Origin of the sequence: Kitasatospora sp. NPDC088264, from assembly GCF_040685715.1 — a bacterium.
Lineage (GTDB): Bacteria > Actinomycetota > Actinomycetes > Streptomycetales > Streptomycetaceae > Kitasatospora.
In genome coordinates, this window is sequence record NZ_JBFBIR010000006.1 from 25,062 (window position 1) to 43,185 (window position 18,124).

15 protein-coding genes are annotated in these 18,124 nt (G+C 73.0%); 8 read left to right on the plus strand and 7 right to left on the minus strand.

Annotation, left to right across the window (positions count from 1 at the left end; all coding sequences use genetic code 11):
• Window positions 1–59: 59 nt before the first annotated feature.
• From lxmK to AB0O82_RS07210, 5 genes are all read left to right on the plus strand, one after another.
• Window positions 60–1,262: a class V lanthionine synthetase subunit LxmK gene (gene lxmK / locus AB0O82_RS07190; protein ID WP_363581025.1), complete on the plus strand. Its 1,203-nt coding sequence runs from the start codon at window positions 60–62 to the stop codon at window positions 1,260–1,262.
• The gene (locus tag AB0O82_RS07195; RefSeq protein WP_363581027.1) at window positions 1,259–2,299 is read left to right on the plus strand and encodes a T3SS effector HopA1 family protein; all 1,041 of its coding nucleotides are present in this window, start codon (window positions 1,259–1,261) and stop codon (window positions 2,297–2,299) included. Before lxmK ends, AB0O82_RS07195 begins: the two co-directional genes overlap by 4 nt.
• A 5-nt stretch (window positions 2,300–2,304) precedes the next feature.
• Window positions 2,305–3,285 (plus strand): LLM class flavin-dependent oxidoreductase, encoded by a 981-nt coding sequence (locus AB0O82_RS07200; protein WP_363581029.1) that lies wholly within the window; start codon window positions 2,305–2,307, stop codon window positions 3,283–3,285.
• A gap of 179 nt (window positions 3,286–3,464) precedes the next feature.
• Window positions 3,465–4,859 carry an alpha/beta fold hydrolase gene (locus tag AB0O82_RS07205; protein WP_363581031.1) on the plus strand — a complete coding sequence of 465 codons (1,395 nt, stop codon included), beginning with the start codon at window positions 3,465–3,467 and terminating at the stop codon, window positions 4,857–4,859.
• A 194-nt stretch (window positions 4,860–5,053) separates the two neighbouring features.
• Window positions 5,054–6,244 (plus strand): alpha/beta hydrolase, encoded by a 1,191-nt coding sequence (locus AB0O82_RS07210; protein WP_363581033.1) that lies wholly within the window; start codon window positions 5,054–5,056, stop codon window positions 6,242–6,244.
• 142 nt (window positions 6,245–6,386) lie between these two features.
• Here the strand turns inward: AB0O82_RS07210 and AB0O82_RS07215 are convergent, their stop codons facing one another.
• On the minus strand, window positions 6,387–7,622 hold the full coding sequence (locus tag AB0O82_RS07215; RefSeq protein WP_363581035.1) for an epoxide hydrolase: 1,236 nt from the start codon (window positions 7,620–7,622) through the stop codon (window positions 6,387–6,389).
• A 261-nt stretch (window positions 7,623–7,883) separates the two neighbouring features.
• Window positions 7,884–8,942 (minus strand): helix-turn-helix domain-containing protein, encoded by a 1,059-nt coding sequence (locus AB0O82_RS07220; protein WP_363581037.1) that lies wholly within the window; start codon window positions 8,940–8,942, stop codon window positions 7,884–7,886.
• Between the two features lie 110 nt (window positions 8,943–9,052).
• Here AB0O82_RS07220 and AB0O82_RS07225 point away from each other — a divergent pair, with 110 nt between their 5' ends.
• The gene (locus AB0O82_RS07225) at window positions 9,053–10,030 is read left to right on the plus strand and encodes an alpha/beta hydrolase (RefSeq protein WP_363581039.1); all 978 of its coding nucleotides are present in this window, start codon (window positions 9,053–9,055) and stop codon (window positions 10,028–10,030) included.
• 331 nt (window positions 10,031–10,361) lie between these two features.
• On the opposite strand, the gene AB0O82_RS07230 is transcribed toward AB0O82_RS07225, so the two are convergent.
• Both AB0O82_RS07230 and AB0O82_RS07235 read right to left on the minus strand, forming a co-directional pair.
• Complete coding sequence (locus AB0O82_RS07230; protein WP_363581041.1) at window positions 10,362–11,189, minus strand: lipase family protein; 828 nt, start codon at window positions 11,187–11,189, stop codon at window positions 10,362–10,364.
• 195 nt (window positions 11,190–11,384) lie between these two features.
• The gene (locus AB0O82_RS07235; RefSeq protein WP_363581043.1) at window positions 11,385–12,263 is read right to left on the minus strand and encodes an oxidoreductase; all 879 of its coding nucleotides are present in this window, start codon (window positions 12,261–12,263) and stop codon (window positions 11,385–11,387) included.
• 376 nt (window positions 12,264–12,639) lie between these two features.
• On the opposite strand from AB0O82_RS07235, the gene AB0O82_RS07240 reads away from it, so the two are divergent.
• Window positions 12,640–13,395, plus strand: coding sequence for an SDR family oxidoreductase (locus tag AB0O82_RS07240; RefSeq protein WP_363581045.1), 756 nt, complete (start codon window positions 12,640–12,642; stop codon window positions 13,393–13,395).
• Window positions 13,396–13,572: 177 nt separating this feature from the next.
• Here the strand turns inward: AB0O82_RS07240 and AB0O82_RS07245 are convergent, their stop codons facing one another.
• From AB0O82_RS07245 to AB0O82_RS07255, 3 genes are all read right to left on the minus strand, one after another.
• Window positions 13,573–14,427, minus strand: a complete 855-nt coding sequence (locus AB0O82_RS07245; RefSeq protein WP_363581047.1) for a PIG-L family deacetylase — start codon at window positions 14,425–14,427, stop codon at window positions 13,573–13,575.
• Between the two features lie 177 nt (window positions 14,428–14,604).
• On the minus strand, window positions 14,605–15,447 hold the full coding sequence (locus tag AB0O82_RS07250; protein ID WP_363581049.1) for a hypothetical protein: 843 nt from the start codon (window positions 15,445–15,447) through the stop codon (window positions 14,605–14,607).
• A gap of 240 nt (window positions 15,448–15,687) precedes the next feature.
• Window positions 15,688–16,749 (minus strand): Lrp/AsnC family transcriptional regulator, encoded by a 1,062-nt coding sequence (locus AB0O82_RS07255; RefSeq protein WP_363581051.1) that lies wholly within the window; start codon window positions 16,747–16,749, stop codon window positions 15,688–15,690.
• 150 nt (window positions 16,750–16,899) lie between these two features.
• Between AB0O82_RS07255 and AB0O82_RS07260 the strand changes: the two genes are divergently transcribed.
• A complete protein-coding gene (locus AB0O82_RS07260; RefSeq protein ID WP_363581053.1) occupies window positions 16,900–18,084 on the plus strand; it encodes a M20 family metallopeptidase in 1,185 nt (394 codons plus the stop codon).
• Window positions 18,085–18,124: the final 40 nt, after the last annotated feature.

Consider the following 18,124-nt stretch of genomic DNA (forward strand, 5'->3'; position numbering starts at 1 on the left):
CGGGCATGACAGGATCCTGCCTGTGGTGACCGCCGGCCGGGATCCCTAGCGTGGCCGCCATGGCAGCGACAGTCTCGACTCCACCGGCAACGCCGGCAGCCGACCGGGCCGGCCCCGGCCGCACCCCGGGCCTCTTCGAGTACGCGCCCGAAGTGCCGGTGGCACTGGCCGCGTTGGGCTTCGCCCCGCTGGACCCGGACAGCCTGGTGAGCCATCTCGGCCGCAACGACTCGTGGGCGGGACGCACCACGGACGGCACCGGCGTCTTCATCAAACGGCTCGACGGCCAGGCCCCCGACGGAACCGACCGCTATGACCGCTCCTGCGCCTTCGAGTCGGCCCGGACCGGGGCCGGCGCACTCTCCTGGGAGTCGCCGGCGCTGCTCGGCGGCGATCGGAAGCGGTTGGTGCTGGTCTTCGACCTGCTGGTGGATGCCGTCACCGGGAACACCCTCGCCGACGAGGACGGCTTCGACACCGGACTCGCCCGGCGGGCCGGCCGGGCGCTCGCCGAGCTGCACGGCTTCCCGACGGCCGACGTCCGGCCCAAGCCCCGCCCCGGCACGCGCACCGGCCACCGGCTGGCCGCGCTGACCGTGGCCGAGTACACCGCGAGCAGCGGCGCCGAACTGGCCCTCTGGGGCCTGCTCCAGCAGGACCGCCGACTGCACGGCGCCCTGCGCGCGTTGGACGCCCGCTCGGCCGCCGCCGACCACCTCCCGGTCCACGGCGACCTGCGGCTGGACCAGTTCCTGCTCTGCGACGGCACGCTCCAGCTGACCGACTGGGAGGAGTTCCAGCTCGCCGACCCGGCGATCGACCTCGGCGGCTTCGTCGGGCAGTGGCTGTACCGCGCGGCGAGTCGGATGTTCACCGGCGTCGACACCGACGAGGTCGATGCGGAGGTCGACGCCACCGATCCCGACCCCGACCCCGACCTCACTGACGCTGACGCCGACGGCGGCCGAGCCGCCGACGCCCACGGCACCCTCATGCGCAGCGGAGAGCGCGAACTGGCCGCCGTCCTCCCGGTGATCGGCGCCTTCTGGCAGGGCTACCGGCAGCACGCCGACCGGCTCGATCCCGAACTCGCCGAGCGGGTGGTCGGGTACGCCGGCTGGCACCTCTTCGACCGCACCATGGCCACCGCGAGCGTCCGGCCCACCCTGAGCGCGGTTCAGCGCGGCATCGCCGGTGTGGGACGCGGGGCACTGCTCGCCCCGGACCGGTTCATCGAGGCGATCGGGCTGGTGGTGTCATGACGTACGTGTCCGAGCAGCTCGCGGCCGCACTCACCGGCATCGATCTCACCGAGTACCCGCAGGCCGTCACGGTGGACGGCCACCGCATCAGCGCCGACTCGCCGCGCGGCCTGCGGATCGCCCTGGGCACGGCGCTCTACGAGCAGTGGCACGCCGGCCTCGACCGGTCGCGCCTCGACCGATCCAGCACCGCCACCCGACTGCCCCGCCGTGACGTGGAGTTCGAGCGGCAGCTGATCTCGGCGACACCGCACGCGGACACGCTCGCCCCCGCCCGCCTGCGCGCCGCCGTCCCGACCGGAGCCGGGGCCGCAGCCGGAGCCGGGGCCGGAGCTGAGTCCGGGACCGGAACCGGGGGCGCCGCCACGGAGTTCACGGTCGAGCTGGGCGGCGTGACGGTCCGCGTCCCGGCCGCCGCCGTCCGGAGCGACGACCCGCGACCGGCGGACACGTCCGTGACCGTCGAGCTGCCTGCCGTCCGTCCCGCGCTGTCGCCCGGCTTCCTGCTGGTGGACGGGCCGCACGGCGGGCCGCACGAGGGCGAGTCGCTGCGGCGGCTCTACCTGCACGTCGAGGACCCCACCGCCGCGCCCGCGCTCTGGGCGGCGCTGCTCCGGGAGCTGGCCGCCCGCTCGCTGCGATACCGGGCCAAGGTGCTGTCCCGGCCCTGGTCGTACCCGCGTCGCGACGCGGTCGTGCTCTACCTCCCCCGCTCCCACGCCGACGAGTTGACGGCCTTGGCGGCGGCGCTGCGCGGCCTGCCCGGCCTCGGCACGCAGACCTCGGTCTTCGCCCGCCCCCTGGGGCCGGGCATCGCCACCGCCGACGAGCCCGGCGACACCAGGGCCGGGTGGCGCGGCCGGAGCTTCGGCCAGCACCGGGCGGCGGCGGTGGCCGAAGGAGTACTGCGACACGCGGCCGCCCCGGACGGCCCGGACGGCCCGGCCGGATCAGGCGGACCGGCGCTCGCCGCCTCCGTCGCCCGATCGCTGCGCGACGCGGCCACCGACCCCGCCGACCCCTCGCGGAACGGCTGAGCGGCATGCGGATCTCCGTCCTCTTCCCGCACGCCCTCCGCGACCGGGCCGACCTCACCGCGCTGACGGCGCTGGCCTCGCTGGTGGGCGCCGGCGCGGCCGACCGGCTCTGGCTCGGGCAGTCCCTGGCGGTGGAGAGCCACCAGGCGCTGGCCTGGCTGGCCGGTACGGGGCAGCGGATCCCGGTCGGGCTCTCGGTCACGCTGACTGCTCTGCGACACCCCTTCGAGGCGGCCGCCCAGGCCCAGTCCCTGGCCGTGCTCACCGGACACCGGCCGGTGATCGGCTACGGCGCGGGCGAACCCTCGCTCGTCGGTCGCCTGTTGGGCGCCCCCTACGCCCGGCCGGCCGAGGCCGTGGCGGACTACGTCGGCGCCGTCCGCGCGCTGCTGGACGGCCGGTCGGCCGGGCCTCCCGCACCGGGCCCCGGTTCCGCCGCGCCCGGGCTCCGGCTCCCGCACGGGGAGCCCCCGCCGGCGGTCGAGCTGGGCGCGGGCGTCCTGCGACCCGCCATGGCCCGCGCGGCCGGGCGGGTCGCGGACGTCGCGATCACCTGGATGACCCCGCCCCGGTACGTGGCCGAGGTCCTCGTCCCCGCCCTGGCCGAAGGCGCAGCGACGACGGGCCGGGTGGCGGCCCCGCCGAGAGTGGTGACCGTGGTGCACGCCGCCGTCGCCCGGCCGGGCCGCCACCCGATGGTGCTGGCCCAGCACGGCGCCGGCCGGCACCTGGGCGCGCCGCACTACGCCGACATGCTCCGCCGCGCGGGCCTGCACCTGGACACCCGCGACCCGGTGGCCGGAGCCCGCGAACTCGTCGAGTCCGGTGTCTTCCTCTACGGCTCGCCGGACCAGCTGGCGACCGAGCTCGCCGCCTACGGGACGGCCGGAGTCGACGAGGTGGTACTGAACCCCGCCGGCGTGGTGCTGGCCCACGGGTGGGACGCCGCGCTGGCGGACCTCACCGAACTCCTCACCCGTTCTTGAGGACGCCGGCGAGGCGTGCCGTCGTGGCGCAGCACGAGGGTGTGGGGGGCGTAGCAGACATGGTTCCGTCCGCCTTCCAGGTCGAATCCCGCCCGGACGCTCGCCATCGAAGTGCCGCGGGGCGCAGGCTGCTTCCGTGACCGCGTCGGCCCGGGCGCGGCGCGAGCGGAAGGACGAACATGACGAGCAAGCGCGGCCGTATCGCCGCTCTGCTGGGTGCCGCCGCGGTGGCCGCCGGGACCACCCTGGCCACCCCCGCAGTCGGCTTCGCCGCCACGGCCGGACCGGCCCGCGCCGGCGGGATCACCGGCCAGGCGCCCTGCCCGGACGCACCCGAGTTCACCTGCGGGACCCTCACCGTCCCGTTCGACCACAGCGGTGCCACCCCCGGCACCCTCGACCTCCAGGTGGCCGTCACCGGCAACACCACGGCCCCCAAGGGCGACCTGCTCTTCCTCACCGGCGGTCCCGGCCAGCCCGGCGTCCCGGCGATCAAGCGGATCGCGGGCAAGCTGGAACCCGTCCTCAAGGACTACCGCCTGGTGATGTACGACCAGCGCGGCACCGGCCGGGGCGCGCTCCAGTGCCCGGGCCTCCAGGAGGACATGGGCTCCTCCGACCTCGCCGCGCCGCGCAAGCAGTCGATCACCGACTGTGCCGCCGCCCTGGGCCCCGACGCCCGCCACTACAGCACCGCGGACACCGTCGCCGACATCGACCTGCTGCGCCGCGCGCTCGGCGACCGGCGCCTCACCCTGGACGGCGTCTCGTACGGCACCATCGTCGCCGAGCGGTACGCGCTCGCCCACCCGGCGCGCGTGGCCCGGCTGGTGCTCGACTCGGTGGCGCCGCAACAGGGTTTCGACCCCCTCGACCTGGCCGCGCTGCCCGCGAGTGCCCGGGTCCTGCGGGCCGCCTGCCGGTCCACCGGCTGCACCACCGACCCGGCCGCCGACCTCGCGGCCACGGTTCGGCGGTACGGCAACGGGGCGCAGGTCCTGAGTGCGCTCACCGGCTACGAGTTCATCGACCCGGACTACGGCGGTGTCCCGGAGATCCTGCACGAGGCCGCCGCAGGGCAGCCCGCGAAGCTCCAGGACTTCTTCGACTTGGTCCACCAGCAGGTCGACGCCGCCCCGGCCGAGGAGCTCAGCCAGGGGCTGCACTCCGCCGCCCTGTGCGCCGACTCGCGCTTCCCGTGGGGCACCACCGACACGCCCGTCGCGGGCCGCGCGGCGGCGCTGGAGCGCACCCGGCAGCGGTTGACGGCCGAGCAGACCTGGCCGTACGACCCGGCGACCGCGACCGGGCTCGGCAGCCTCCTGGTCTGCCTCGACTGGCCGCGCGAGCGGGTGCCGCCGGCGCCGTCGGAGCACCGCAGGCTGCCGGACGTGCCGGTGCTGCTGCTCGGCGGCGACCGGGACCTGGCCACGCCGTACGAAGTGCTGTACCAGCAGGCGAAGTTGGCGCACGACCCGCAGATCGTGATCGTGCCCGGGGCGGCGCACTCGGTGCAGAACCGGGCGGCGAACCCGGCCGGACGGCAGGCGGTGTACGACTTCCTGCTGAAGTAGCGGGAGCCGTCGGCGGGCCGTTCCGCGCGGGGGACGGAACGGCCCGCCGCCTCGGCCCGTCCGGCCTGCTGCGCCGGCCCGTCCGCCTCCTCCGCTGGGATGCCCGGCCCTCCTCCGCTGGGATGCCTCATCCCCTTCCCCGTCCTCCTCTGAGGGGATGTCAACTGCTGCGCCCGCGAACTAGCGTTGCCGGCATGACCAGAATCCGTCGTGCTGCCCTGGCCGCCGCGCTCACGCTCGTCCTGCCGCTGCCGATCATCGGGGCGGGTGCGGCGTTCGCCGCGCCTGGGCCCTCCGTCGCAGCTCCCTCCGCGGCCTCGGACAGGTACGGCGTCCACCTGGAGCTGCCCCGCCCGACGGGCCCGCACGCGATCGGACGCAGCACCCTGCACCTCGTCGACCAGCACCGCCGGGATCCCTGGGTGCCGGCCGGGGGTGCCCGGGAACTGATGGTGTCGACGTACTACCCGGCCCGGCCCGGGACCGGCGGACCGGCCCCCTACATGACCACCGAGGAGGCCCGTCTGCTGCTGCAGCAGACGGCTCCGGGCGGCGCCGTCCCGGCCGAGACACTCGGCGGCACCCGCACCTACGCGCACGCCGACGCCCGGCCGGAGCGCGGCAGGTTCCCCCTGCTGGTGCTCTCGCCCGGCCTCACGCTGCCGCGCGCCACCCTCACCGGCCTCGCCGAGGACCTGGCCAGTCGCGGGTACGTCGTCGCGCTGGTCGACCACACCTACGAGTCCACCGGTGTGACCTTCCCCGACGGACGGACCCGCACCTGCGTCGTCTGCGACCAGACGCCCACCCTCGACGGCCTGGAGGCGATAGCCCGGAGCCGGGCCGAGGATCTCTCCTTCGTCGTCGATCAGTTGACCGACCGTCATTCGCGGTGGCGGTACGCCGGCGTGATCGACCCGCAACGGATCGGCATGGCCGGGCACTCCATCGGCGGTGACGCCGCCGCCGCGACCATGGCCGGTGACGACCGGGTACGAGCCGGGGTGAACATGGACGGCACCTTCTTCGCGCCGGTTCCCGCCACCGGCCTCCAGGGCCGCCCCTTCCTCATGTTCGGCACCCTGGCCAACCACAGCCCGGGCGGCGCGGACACCAGCTGGGACCGCGACTGGGCGCGCCTGGACGGCTGGAAGCGGTGGCTGACCATCGCCGGCTCCGACCACTCCAGCTTCACCGACCTGCCCGTCCTCGCCGCACAGCTGGGCGTGACCGACCCCGCCGTGCCGATCCCGGCACAGCGCGCGGAGGAGATCACCCGCGCCTACGTCGGGGCCTTCTTCGACCTGCACCTGCGCGGCATCCCGCAGCCGCTGCTCGACGGCCCGTCACCGGCCGACCCGGAGGTCGCCTTCCAGCACCCGTGATCCCGCCGTCGACCCCGCGAGGGGTCCCGGTAGGGGGCGGCTCAGGCGGACGGTGCGGTGGGTGGTGCGGGCCGACCGGCCCGCACCACCCACGCCGGGCAGCGTTCGTCCGGCCTGTCGCCGGGCCAGCCGGCAGGGCTGTTCAGGGCCTGCGGTCGTGGAAGGTGCGGCGCAGGTCGCCCACCCAGGCGTCGGGGTTCTCCCAGGGGATGAAGTGGCCGCCGCGGTCGTGGGCGTTGACGTTGACGTGGTTGAACCAGTCGGCCTGCGGGCCGGTCTTGAACGCCCGGACGCGTTCGTCGGCGGTGTGGATACCGGGTGGGTTCTCGTACGTGACGAGGGTGAGGCCGACCGGGGCCTGGACGACCGGGGTGCGGTCGTGGGCGGGGGTCCAGGGGTAGCGGTTGGCATTGGCGTAGTAACGCATCGACGTGGCGATGGAGTTGTTCACCCAGTAGATCGTGGCGTGGGTGAGCAGGTCGTCCTTGGTGAAGACGGATTCGACGTCTCCGCCGTTGTCGCTCCAGGCGTTCCAGCGCTCCAGCAGCCAGGCGAGCAGCCCGGCGGGGGAGTCGCTCAGCCCGTGGGCCAGGGTGGCGCCGTCGAGCGTGTGCACGGCGAGGTGGGACGCCGAGCGGTGGTCCAGCTCGATGGTGCGGGCGCGGACGTCGGCGGGCTGGTCGTCGGTGAGGGGCCGGTTCCGGGCGAAGTCCCAGGCGCGGGGGCCGGTGAAGAAGTCGAGCGGCAGCCCGGAGCCGATGTGGATGCCGTACAGCTCGTCGGCGTACTTGTGGCCGAGCTGGCTGGAGACGATCCCGCCGATGTCGCAGCCCCCGGCGGCGTACTTCTCGTATCCCAGGGTCTCGGTCATCAGGGTGTGCCAGAGGTCGGAGACCTTCCAGAAGTTGACGTCGGGAAAGCCGGTGAGCGGGCCGGGGAAGCCGAAGCCGGGCAGGGACGGCACGATGACGTCGAACGCGTCGGCGGGGTCGCCGCCGTACGCGGCCGGGTCGGCGAGCGGGCCGATCACCTTCGACCAGTGCCAGAACGTCCACGGCCAGCCGTGGGTGAGGATCAACGGGATCGGGCGGGGGCCGCGGCCGGGCTTGCGCATGAAGTGCACCGGGACACCGCTGACGCTCACCCGGTAGTGCTCGTGGGCGTTGACGGCGGCCTCGGCCTTGCGCCAGTCGTAGCCGTCCCGCCAGTAGGCGACCAGCTCACGGAGGTAGCTGTCCGGGACGCCGTAGGACCAGTCCTCGTTCCCCTCGTCCAGCGGGGCACGGGTCAGTGTGAGACGGGTGCGCAGGTCGTCGAGGACCTCGTCGGGCACGTGGATCGGGGCGGGTTCCAGGGGGAAGGCGTGCGGGGCGGTCATGGCGTGGTTCCTTTCCGGGGAGGAGGAAGTGGTGCCGTCGGCGTGTCGGTCGGTCGGGTGGCGAGCCGGGCCGTCCTGAGGAGTGCGGGCAGCGACGCGGCGAGTGCCTGCCGCTGGTGTGCGGGTCGAACCGGCTGGCCAGGTCGGCCAGATGGCCGATGTACTCCTTATCTAGATCTAGCGGAGAGCGCCCTCATGGTCTTCGACGTGACCGCCCCCCCCCGAGGACTGCGACTGCTGCTCGGTGGCTAGGGAAGGGGGCTAGGGAAGGGGACCGTTGAGGTTGAGTCGGTGGAGGGCCAGGGCGAGGTGGAGGCGTGTGCGTCCTTGCGGGGTGTCGGGGGCGAAGCCGAGGGCGGCGGTCAGCTTGGGCAGGCGCGCCTGGAGTGTGGAGTGGTGCAGATGCAACGCGGCGGCTGCCTGGCGCAGGCTGTCGTGGGCTTCGAGGGCGGCCAGGGTTTCCAGCGCGCCGGTGCCGGCTCTTTCCGCCGCACGCAGCGCGCGCACATCCTCGATCAACGCGTTGTGCGGGGAGACATGCTCGGCCACGAGGGCCAGGCCGCCCAGCGCGTCGTAGTTGAGGTGGCGCGGACCGTGGGTCTCGGCTGTCAGCCGCAGCGCCGTCAGCGCTCCGTGCCATGATCGCGGCAGCCCACCGGCTTCCACGGCGGGGCCCAGCCCGGCTCTTGGCCCGTGCTCGGTCCCGATGCCGGGTCCAAGGCTCGCGGTGGGCTCGGTCGTGGTGTCGACGACGATGGCGGCGGTCACGCGTCCGAGGCGAGTGCTCCACCGGTTGATCGTTGGATCATCCGGGTTTCCCAGCAGGGCCGCGACCCTGAATCTCGCTGCGGGAAGGGCGAGTCTGCGCACGCCCTGCGCGCGGGCTGCGGGTGTGGCCTCCGGTGAGAGCAGCACTTCCACGCTGGCCGGGTCGTGTGTGGCGGCCCGGCCGCGGGTTCGGTCCAGGACGATGCCCGCCCCGGCCGCGAGGCGTTCGAGAACGATGGCGTCGGTGGGCAGCGACATGCCGGTGCGTTCGAGCCAGACCCGGCCTGCGGTCGTACCGCGTAGTGCGGTGCCGGGCCAGGAGGGAACGTCCGCGGCCGGTTCCAGCCGGTGGCCGTCGGGATGGATGCGCACCAGGACGTGACGGTCGGGATCGGCCAGCCCCGCCGTGCAGCCCGAGAGGATGGCCCCGGCCCTGACGAAGGCATCGAGGCCGGCCCGCTGCTCGACGAGGGTGTCGAAGTAGGCGATGGCGCGCACCGCGTCCCCGGCGGCGGGATCCAGTGCCGAGAGCCGTTGGAGCAGTTCTTCCACCACTGGACCATATCCGCCACATGGCGGATGACGTGAGCCATCCGGCGGTGGATCGGGCGGCGACCGGCCAGGACACTGGGGCGGCGAACCACTGAAGGAAGGACCCGAGCATGTACTCCCGACCACCGTTCGACCCCGAGTTGGCCGCAATCCTGGCCACCTATCCGCAAGAGGTGCGGGAACTCGGCTGGCTCGGGCCGGCCGATATCCCCGCTTACCGGGAAATGAACGCGACGGTGCCCGGCGGGGCCGACGCGGCCGCGCTGCGCCGGGACGGGGCCGTCGAGATCGAGGAACGCACGGTGCCCGGCCCCGCCGGGGCACCGGAGATCTCGCTGCTCATCATGCGTCCTACCCGCGGCGCGGGCTCACGCCCGTGCGTCTACCACACCCACGGTGGCGGTATGATCTCCGGCAACAAGTGGGAGCTCTCCCACGTGCTCGCCGAGTGGGTGGACGTCCTCGGCATCGTCGGAATCTCGGTGGAGTACCGGCTGGCTCCCGAGCATCCCCATCCCGCACCCGTCGAGGACTGCTATGCCGGGCTGGCGTGGGTCGCGGCCAACGCCGACGAGTTGTCCATCGACCCCGAACGGCTGATCATCTGGGGCACGAGCGCGGGCGGTGGGCTCGCAGCGGCGACGGCGCTGCTGGCTCGGGACCGCGGCGGCCCGGCCCTGGCCCACCAGATGCTGCAGGCGCCGATGCTCGACGACCGCTGTCAGACAGCGTCCAGCCAGGAACTCGACCGCGAGGGATTCTGGGACAGCCGGGCCAACCTGACGGCATGGACCTGCCTGCTCGGGCAGGCCAGGGGCGGGCCCGAGGTCTCGCCCTACGCGGCTCCGGCCCGCGCGGCAGACCTGAGCGGGCTGCCCGCCACCTACATCGACACCGGCCAGGTCGACACCTTCCGGGACGAGACCATCGACTACGCCGCGCGGCTGTCCCGGTCCGGAGTCCCGGTCGAATTGCACGTGTGGCCGGGAGCCTGGCACGCCTTCGCCACCGCCGCGCCGCAGGCGGCCGTCTCGCAACTCGCCATCGCGGCCAGGACCGCCTATCTCCAGCGCGTCCTGGACTACTGATCCGAAAACGACAGCGGGCTGACTCGTCAACAGGCGTGGCGGGGCACCGGTGCGGCGGCCGTATCGACGCCGCCATGCGGGGGAGTCGGGCAGATCCCGTCAGCAGCCGCTTGCTCCAGACGGAGCACGGGCGGTGACCCCGGTATCCGCGTGCGCCGGGTGTGCAGTGTCGGAGACGGAATCCAGCTCCGGCAACGTCAGCACCGCACCGACCGGTACGGCGGAGCCGTTGAACTTCTCCTTGACGTCCCAGCAGGGTGAAGCGGCGCGACCGCTGTTGAGCCACCTGGTCGCGCCGGGGCCACCCGGCCGGCCCCGGGGTGTCCTGCGATCAGGCGGTTGTGGCGAGGTTCTTCTCGAACGCGGCGAGGTAGTTGCGCAGGTGGTGGTCCTTGATGCCGTCGGTCTCGGGGGCGAACATGTCCTGGCGGTAACCCTTCGCCCGGTCCTTCAACCCGGCGATGAGCGGCATGGCCTCGTGGAGCCCTCCGTCGGCGTCGAAGTAGCGGAGTGCGCTGACGTGGGTGAAGGCCGGCTCGGGCGGGAGCTGGGGGACGATGTCGTTATTGTTGACGAAGCGGTAGCAGCGGTCCCGGAAAGCCGTGTTGTGGGCGGCGGCGAGAAGGCGTTCACAGGTGCGGGGCTGGCCGAAGGTGTAGACGCCGTCGGGGAGTTGGCGAGGCTCCTCGAAGTACCAGCAGGCGCCGGCCAGCATGGCGAGGGCGCCGCCGAGGCTGTGGCCGGTGAACCAGACGCTCTGCCCGTTGGTGCGCAGTCCCTGGATGGTGTCGCGGATCTCGGGGTAGACGGACCGCAGGGCCTGGTGGAATCCGTAGTGGACGAAGCCCTTGTTCGCCGGTCCGGGAACGGGCGGGGTGCTGACGTCGGTGAGCCAGTCGTAGATCTTCAGGACCTCGGTGCCCCGGAAACCGGTGACGATCATGCGGTCGCTGGCCATCGTGTAGGCCTGGGTGTCCTCGATCAGGAACGGCATCTGGTGCGTCGACTCGAAGTGCCGCACCTCGTCGAAGCCCCAGGCGTGGGCCTTGTCCTCGATGCCGGCCCGGTCCAGCACGGCCAGTCCGGCGGCCTGCGCCATCCAGTAGGCGTGGGGGAGGGAATAGCGGGTCGTCGAGTGGTCCAGAGCGGAGATGGCCATCGGTGTCCTCCGGGAAGCGGGCCAGCGGGTCGCCCAGCAACCTAGCGCCGCATGCGAACGGAGGGGAGCCGGAAGCGCGGAAGGCCACCCGGACGGGCGCAACCGCGGCGGGACCCGGATCCGGGCGGGCGGTGAGGGAACCGCCGCAGGACACGGGCGCCCGGCCATGGTCGAGGTTGAGGACCACGGTGAGGACTACCGCGCTCTCGCCGAGCCGATGGTGTCGAGTTCGGCGACCGCGTCGGCGGGCAGCACCAGGTCGGCCGCGGCGGTGTTCTCGCGCAGGTGGGCGATGGAGGAGGTGCCGGGGATCAGGACGGTGGTGGCCGAGCGCTGCAACAGCCAGGCCAGTGCGACCTGTTGCGGGGAGGCGTCGAGGCGGGCGGCGACATCGTTGAGCACCTGGGACTGGAGCGGGCTGAAGCCGCCCAAGGGGAAGAACGAGGCGAAGGCGATGTTCTGGTCCGCGCAGCGGTCCACGAGTGTGTCGTCCTGCCGGTTGGCCAGGTTGTAGAGGTTCTGCACGGTGACGACCGGGGCGATGGCCTGCGCCTCGGTGAGCTGGGCGTCGGAGACGCCGCTGATGCCCAGGTGGCGGATCAGCCCCTGACGGCGCAGGTCGGCCAAGGCGCCGAACCGCTCGGCGATGGGCGCGTCGGAGATGTTTTCCACCGAGTCCAGGCGCAGGTTGACGACGTCCAGGGCCTCCAGGCCGAGGTGCCGGAGGTTGTCGTGGACCTGGGCCTTGAGGTCCGCGGGTTCCTGCGAGGGGATCCAGTCGCCGGTCTCGTTGCGGCGGGCGCCGACCTTGGTGACGATGTGCAGTCCGGCCGGGTAGGGGTGCAGGGCTTCCTTGATGAGTGCGTTGACGACGAACGGCCCGTAGTAGTCGCTGGTGTCGATGTGGGTGATGCCCAGCTCGACGGCTTCGCGCAGGACCGCCAAGGCCTGGTCGCGGTCCTTGGGGGGACCGAGGACGCCGGGGCCGGCCAACTGCATGGCACCGTAGCCCATCCGGCTGAGGGTGAGGTCGGGGGCCAGGGTGAGGGTGCCGCCGGGAGTGCTGCTGGTCATGTCGTGCCTTTCGCCGGTTTCGCTGAGGCCGGGGGCGACGAATCGGATGCTCGTGGACAGCCCGGCGTGATTCCTAACTCTGGGGGAGCGGGGGTGGGCGGGGCGGCACCCCGGTGTTCCTGGGCGTGGCAGGGACACCCGCCCGTGGCGTGATGCGGGCCGGCACCAAGCCGTGGGCCTTTCCCCCGTGCGTGGTGGTGAGTGCCGATCGCCACGGGCGCAAGCCGCGGGACCTCGACATGCGGGCCCTGGCACGCCGCCATAGCGTGAGCGTGGTGGTGGCGGCGAGACGCCAGGCACACCCGTCCGGGCCGGCGGGCCTGCCCGGCTTCCCCCCTTCCCTCCCCTTCCTCCGGCTCCCGATGAGGAGAGTTCCATGCCCGGCCATACGCTCAAGGACAAGGTCGTCGTCATCGCAGGCGCATCGAAGAACCTCGGCAGCCTCATCGCCAAGGAGTGCGCCCGGGACGGTGCCAGGATCGTTGTGCACTACAACAGCGATTCCTCCCGCGACAAGGCCGAGCAGACGGCGGCCGACGTGAAGAAGCTCGGCGGCGACGCCATCGTCCATCAGGGCGACCTGAGCGGGGTCGCCGAGGTGGAGACGCTGTTCGACACCGCGGTGCGTGCCTTCGGCAAGGTCGATTGCATGGTCAACACGGCCGGCATGGTCATCAAGAAGCCCATGACGGAGACCACGGAGGAAGAGTTCGACAGGATGTTCGCCGTCAACACCAAGGCGGCGTACTTCATGATGCGCGAGGCGGCCAAGCGTCTGGAGGACGGCGGGAAGATCGTCACGATCGTGACCTCGCTGCTGGCCGCCTACACCGGCCTGTACTCCGTCTACGCCGGTAGCAAGTCCCCCGTCGAGCACTTCACCCGCGCCCTGTCCAAGGAACTGTTCGGCCGCAACATCTCCGTCAACAACGTCGCCCCCGGCCCGATGGACACCTCGTTCTTCTACCCGGCCGAGACCGACGACTCCGTCGCCTACCACAAGTCGTCCTCCATGAACGGGGAGCTCACCAGGATCGAGGACATCGCCCCGCTCGTGAAGTTCCTGCTCACCGACGGCTGGTGGATCAACGGGCAGACCGTGTTCGCCAACGGCGGCTACACCACCCGCTGATCCGACGGCCCGCACCGGTTCGGTCACCGGCGCGGGCACGGGTACCGGCAGCCAGGGCTCCGGTCCAGGTCTGGGCCCTTGCCGACTGCCCCCGAGTGGAAGCGGCCACGCCCTTCCGGGCGTGGCCTGCATCGTTTCGTCCGGGGCCCGGGCCTGCCCTGCGGCTCAGCCTGCGGCTCAGCGCAGGCCGGTGAACAGGTCCTTCTCGGGCAGCGCCGCGCCGGTGGTGTCGAGGACCCGGACGAACGTCTCCACGCCCATCAGCTCGGTGAACCGCTCCCGGCCCATCTTCAGGAAGAAGATGTTCTCGCCCTGGCTGGCGTGCGCGAGCAGCGCGTCGTACTTCTGCCCGCCGAAGGCGGTGGCGTCCACCCAGGTGGTGATCTCCTCGTCGGGCAGCCCGATCGGGGGCAGCTCCACGGCCTCCCCGGTGGGCTCCGGGTTGTCCCCGTCGCCCCCGTCGTTCCCGTCGGCGCCGAACTCGCGCATGAGCTCGCCGAAGCGCTGCATCATCGAGTGCGGCGCCGTGGTCCAGTACACCTTGGGCGTCAGGGCGGCCTGGGTGAGGGCGGCCATGGTGATGCGGTTGGCCTGGATGTGGTCGGGGTGGCCGTAGAAGCCGTTCTCGTCGTAGGTCACGACGACGTCGGGCCGGTAGTGGAGCATCAGGTCGGCGAGCCGGGCAGCGCCGTCGGCGACGGGGGTGCTCCAGAACGATCCCGGGGCGTCGTTGGCGGGCCAGCCCATCATCCCGGAGTCGCCGTAGCCGAGCAGTTCGAGGTGGTCGACCCCGAGGACCCGGCAGCTGGCTTCGAGTTCCTGGCGGCGCAGTTCGGCGACGGCGGCGGGGTCGTGGCCCTCCTCGCCCGGCTTGGCGCCGCCGGGGCCGTCGCCGCAGGCGCCGTCCGTACAGGTGACGAGGACGGTGCGGATGCCCTCGGCGGCGTAGCGGGCGAGGACGCCGCCGGTCGAGGTGGCCTCGTCGTCGGGGTGGGCGTGCACTGCCATCAGCGTCAGGGGCCGGTCGGCCATGGGTGTCGTCCTCCGGTCGGTCGGGTGTGGTCCGCCTCCCAGTCTGCGCCAGCGCCTCGGGCGGCTCGGGCCCGGGGGTGGTCGAGGCCGCCGGGCAGGTCGGCGGGGCGGTGCCGCCGGGCGGTGCGCTCGGCCTCCCGGCCGCCTCGCGGGGCTTCCGGGGTGTGGCCGGCGAGGTCAGCCGGTGGTGCAGTTGCCGGGTCGGCAGTCCTTCCAGGGGCCCCAGGCGCCGCCCGGGGCCTGCTCGGAGATCTGGGCGAACCACGAGGAGGCGTTCCACATGTGCGCGACCACCGTCAACGTCCCGTCGGCCGACTCGGTGATGGAGGAGGGGGTGGCGACCCCGGACGGCAGCGGACCGGATCCCAGGGCGGTCCAGGAGCCCCAGACACCGGGGGCGCTCTGCTCGTTGACGTACAACTGCGGGCTGCTTGAGCCCTGGTAGACCTCGAAGAAGGCCAGCGTGCCGTCCGCCCGCTGGAAGGCCACCGGCGCCCCGAAGAACCTCGGCACGCCCGCCCCGGCGGGGCCGAAGGGCTCGGGTGCCGACCACGGCCCGTCTGGGCCGGCCTGGTGCATCCGGACCAGGACCGACGACTGGTACCCGATGGTGAACACCTCCAGGGCGCCGTCGGCGTCCGCGGCGGCGGTGAGCACCTGGTTCTGGAAGTTGAGGTTCATGCCGTTGACCTGGCTCCAGGCGCCGAACGGGCCGCCGGGGGCGGACTGCGTCTGGTACCAGATGGTCTGTCCGGTGGCGTAGTCGGTCGAGAAGACCGCGAACCGTGCCTGGGTGCCGTCGGGACGGGTGACCGTGGTGGACTGCCCCTCGGTGCCCGGGGGCGTGGTGGTGTCCCGGGGCCGGTCCGCCGTCGACGACGCGGTCGCCGGTGCCTGTACCGGGGCCGGTGCCTGGGTCCGTGCCTGGGCCTGGGCGGATGGTGCGAGGAGGCCGACTGCGCCGATGAGTGCGGCGCAGACGGTCGCCGCCGCCGTGCGTCGCCGTGCGCTCCTGGGCATGGTTGGTCCCTGCCTTCCGATCGGTCTGCGGAGCCCGGCGCCGGGCAGTGGAGCGGGCCGTCGGCCATCCTGCCCACCAGGGCGACCGGTACGGGCGCCTACACCCGGAAATGGCCGGAACACGCGGGCGGGCCGCCGGGCCTGCGCGAGGCGGCCCGCGGCTCCTGGCGGCTCCTGGCGACGGCGCGTTGCGGCGCCGACCGGTCCGAACGACTGAACGGCTGAACGGCTGAACGGCCGTCAGGAGACCGGGACCGGGTCCCGCCAGATGTCCAGCGGAACGGCGCGGACCGCGCGTCCGTCCGCGTCGAGGATCCGGCCCATCCGCTTCACGGTGCGCAGCGACACGCGGCGCTCGGCCACCCGCAGGTCGGGGAACCTGCGGGCGAGAGCGGTTTCCAGCCGCTGGACGTCGGCGAGGGAGCGCTGCCAGACGGAGAGCAGGAGGTTGTGAGGGCCGGTGACGGACACGCACAGCCGGACCTCGGGGAGTCTGGCGAGCTGGGGTCCGACCTCGTCGAGCCGGTCCGGGGGGAGGTTGGCCCGGAAGGTCGCCAGGACCGGCCGGCCGGCGTCGCGGGCGGCGATCTCGCAGCGGAAGCGGATCGCGTCGGAGGCGGCCAGCCGGTCGAGGCGCCGGCGCAGCGTGGACGGGCTGAGCCCGGTGGCGGCGGCCAGCTCGGCTTGGCCGAGGCGGCCGTCGACGCCCAGTCTGATGAGCAACTCCCGGTCTTCTTGCCGGACTTCAGCTCGTGCGCCGGACGGCGTCCCGTAGCCCGCCGGGTGATCGTCGTGCAGTTCCACGCGCTGGGCGGGGTCCAGCGAGTCCAGTCGCCAGCGGATCCCCTCGGCGTAGAAGCCGGTCGCCAGGTGGACGCGGACGGCGTTGACCCCGGGGAGTGGGCCGAGCCGTTCGGCGGTGTACCGGGAGACCATCGCCAGGTCGGTGAAGGCCACGGTGACGACGAGGTCGCAGCCCTGGGCGAGGTGCTCGATGCTCATCACGTGCGGGTCCTCGGCCAGTTCGTCGGCGATCTGCCGGAGCCGGTCGGGAGCGCAGTCGAGGTCGAGGTAGGCGACGCACCCGCGGTCCTCGGGGTGCGGCAGGCCGTAGGCGGTCACCCAGGCGATCCCGGCCTGCGAGAGCCGGTGCCAGCGGCGGGCGGCGGTGACCGGGCTGATCCCGAGCGTCTGGCCGAGCAGGGACCAGGGTGCGCGGGGCCGCAGTTGCAGCGCGTTCACCAGGGCGAGGTCCAGCTCGTCCACCGTCACCTCGGCGCCGGTCACCTCGGTGCCGGTCACGGCCGGCTGCCGGTGGATTCGTTCATCGAAGGGCCTCCTGGTGGCGTGATCCTGCGAAATCGCGGGAAAATCCCGCCGAGAGATCCAGAATCACGGAACAAGATCGCTCTGCACAAGTTCCCGCCACGCGCGGGATCGACGGAGGTGCCCGTGTCCCTGCACGACGACGCTCTCGCTCTGGCCCCGGACCTGGTCCGGCTGCGCCACGACCTGCACCGGTTCCCGGAGCTGGGACTGACCCTGCCGCGCACCCAGGAGCGGGTGCTGCGGGCCCTGGACGGACTGCCGCTGGAGGTGAGCCAGGGCTCCGCGCTGAGCTCGGTCACCGCGGTGCTGCGCGGCGGCCGACCGGGGCCGGCGGTGCTGCTGCGCGGCGACATGGACGGCCTGCCGGTCGCCGAGAAGGCCCCGCTGCCGTTCGCCGCCGACAACGGGGCCATGCACGCCTGCGGACACGATCTGCACACCACCATGCTCGCGGGTGCCGCACACCTGCTGGCCGCACGGCGGGAACAGCTCCACGGCGACGTGGTCTTCATGTTCCAGCCGGGCGAGGAGGGGTGGGACGGAGCCGGAGCCATGCTGGCCGAGGGCGTCCTCGACGCGGCAGGCAGGCGCCCGGTCGCCGCCTACGCCCTGCACGTGTCGTCGGCCATGCGGCACGGGGAGTTCGGCTCCCGGCGCGGGCCGATCATGGCCGCTTCCACTGCGCTGAACGTCACCGTCCACGGTGCGGGCGGCCACGGCTCGGTACCGCACCGGGCCAAGGACCCCATCCCGGCGGCCTGCGAGATGGTCACCGCCCTGCAGACCATGGTGACCCGCCGCTTCGACGTGTTCGATCCGGTGGTGGTCACCGTCGGGCTGATCCAGGCCGGTACCCAGCGCAACATCATCCCCGAGACCGCCTACTTCGAGGCGACCGTGCGCACCTTCTCCGCCGAGGCGCAGTCCAAGGCCGCCGACACCACGGTGGAGCTGGTCAGGGCCATCGCGGCCGCCCACGGCCTGCGGGCCGAGGTCGAGTACCTTCCCCAGTACCCGGTGACCGTGACCGACGGGGCCGAGACCGACTTCCTGGCGGACACCGTCCGGGAGGTCTTCGGCGAGGAGCGCTTCCAGTCGATGCCGAACCCGATGACCGGGTCGGAGGACTTCTCCCGGGTCCTGGACGCCGTGCCGGGATCGTTCGTGTGGCTCGGCGCCGCCCCGAAGGGGACCGACCCCGACGACCTGCCGGTCAACCACTCGCCCTACGCGGAGTTCGACGACGCGGTGCTCCCCGACGGGGCCGCGCTCTACGCCGAACTCGCCACCCGCCGTCTCGCGGCCTGAGCCCGGTTGAACCCGTAACACGTAACCCGTACACCGAGGA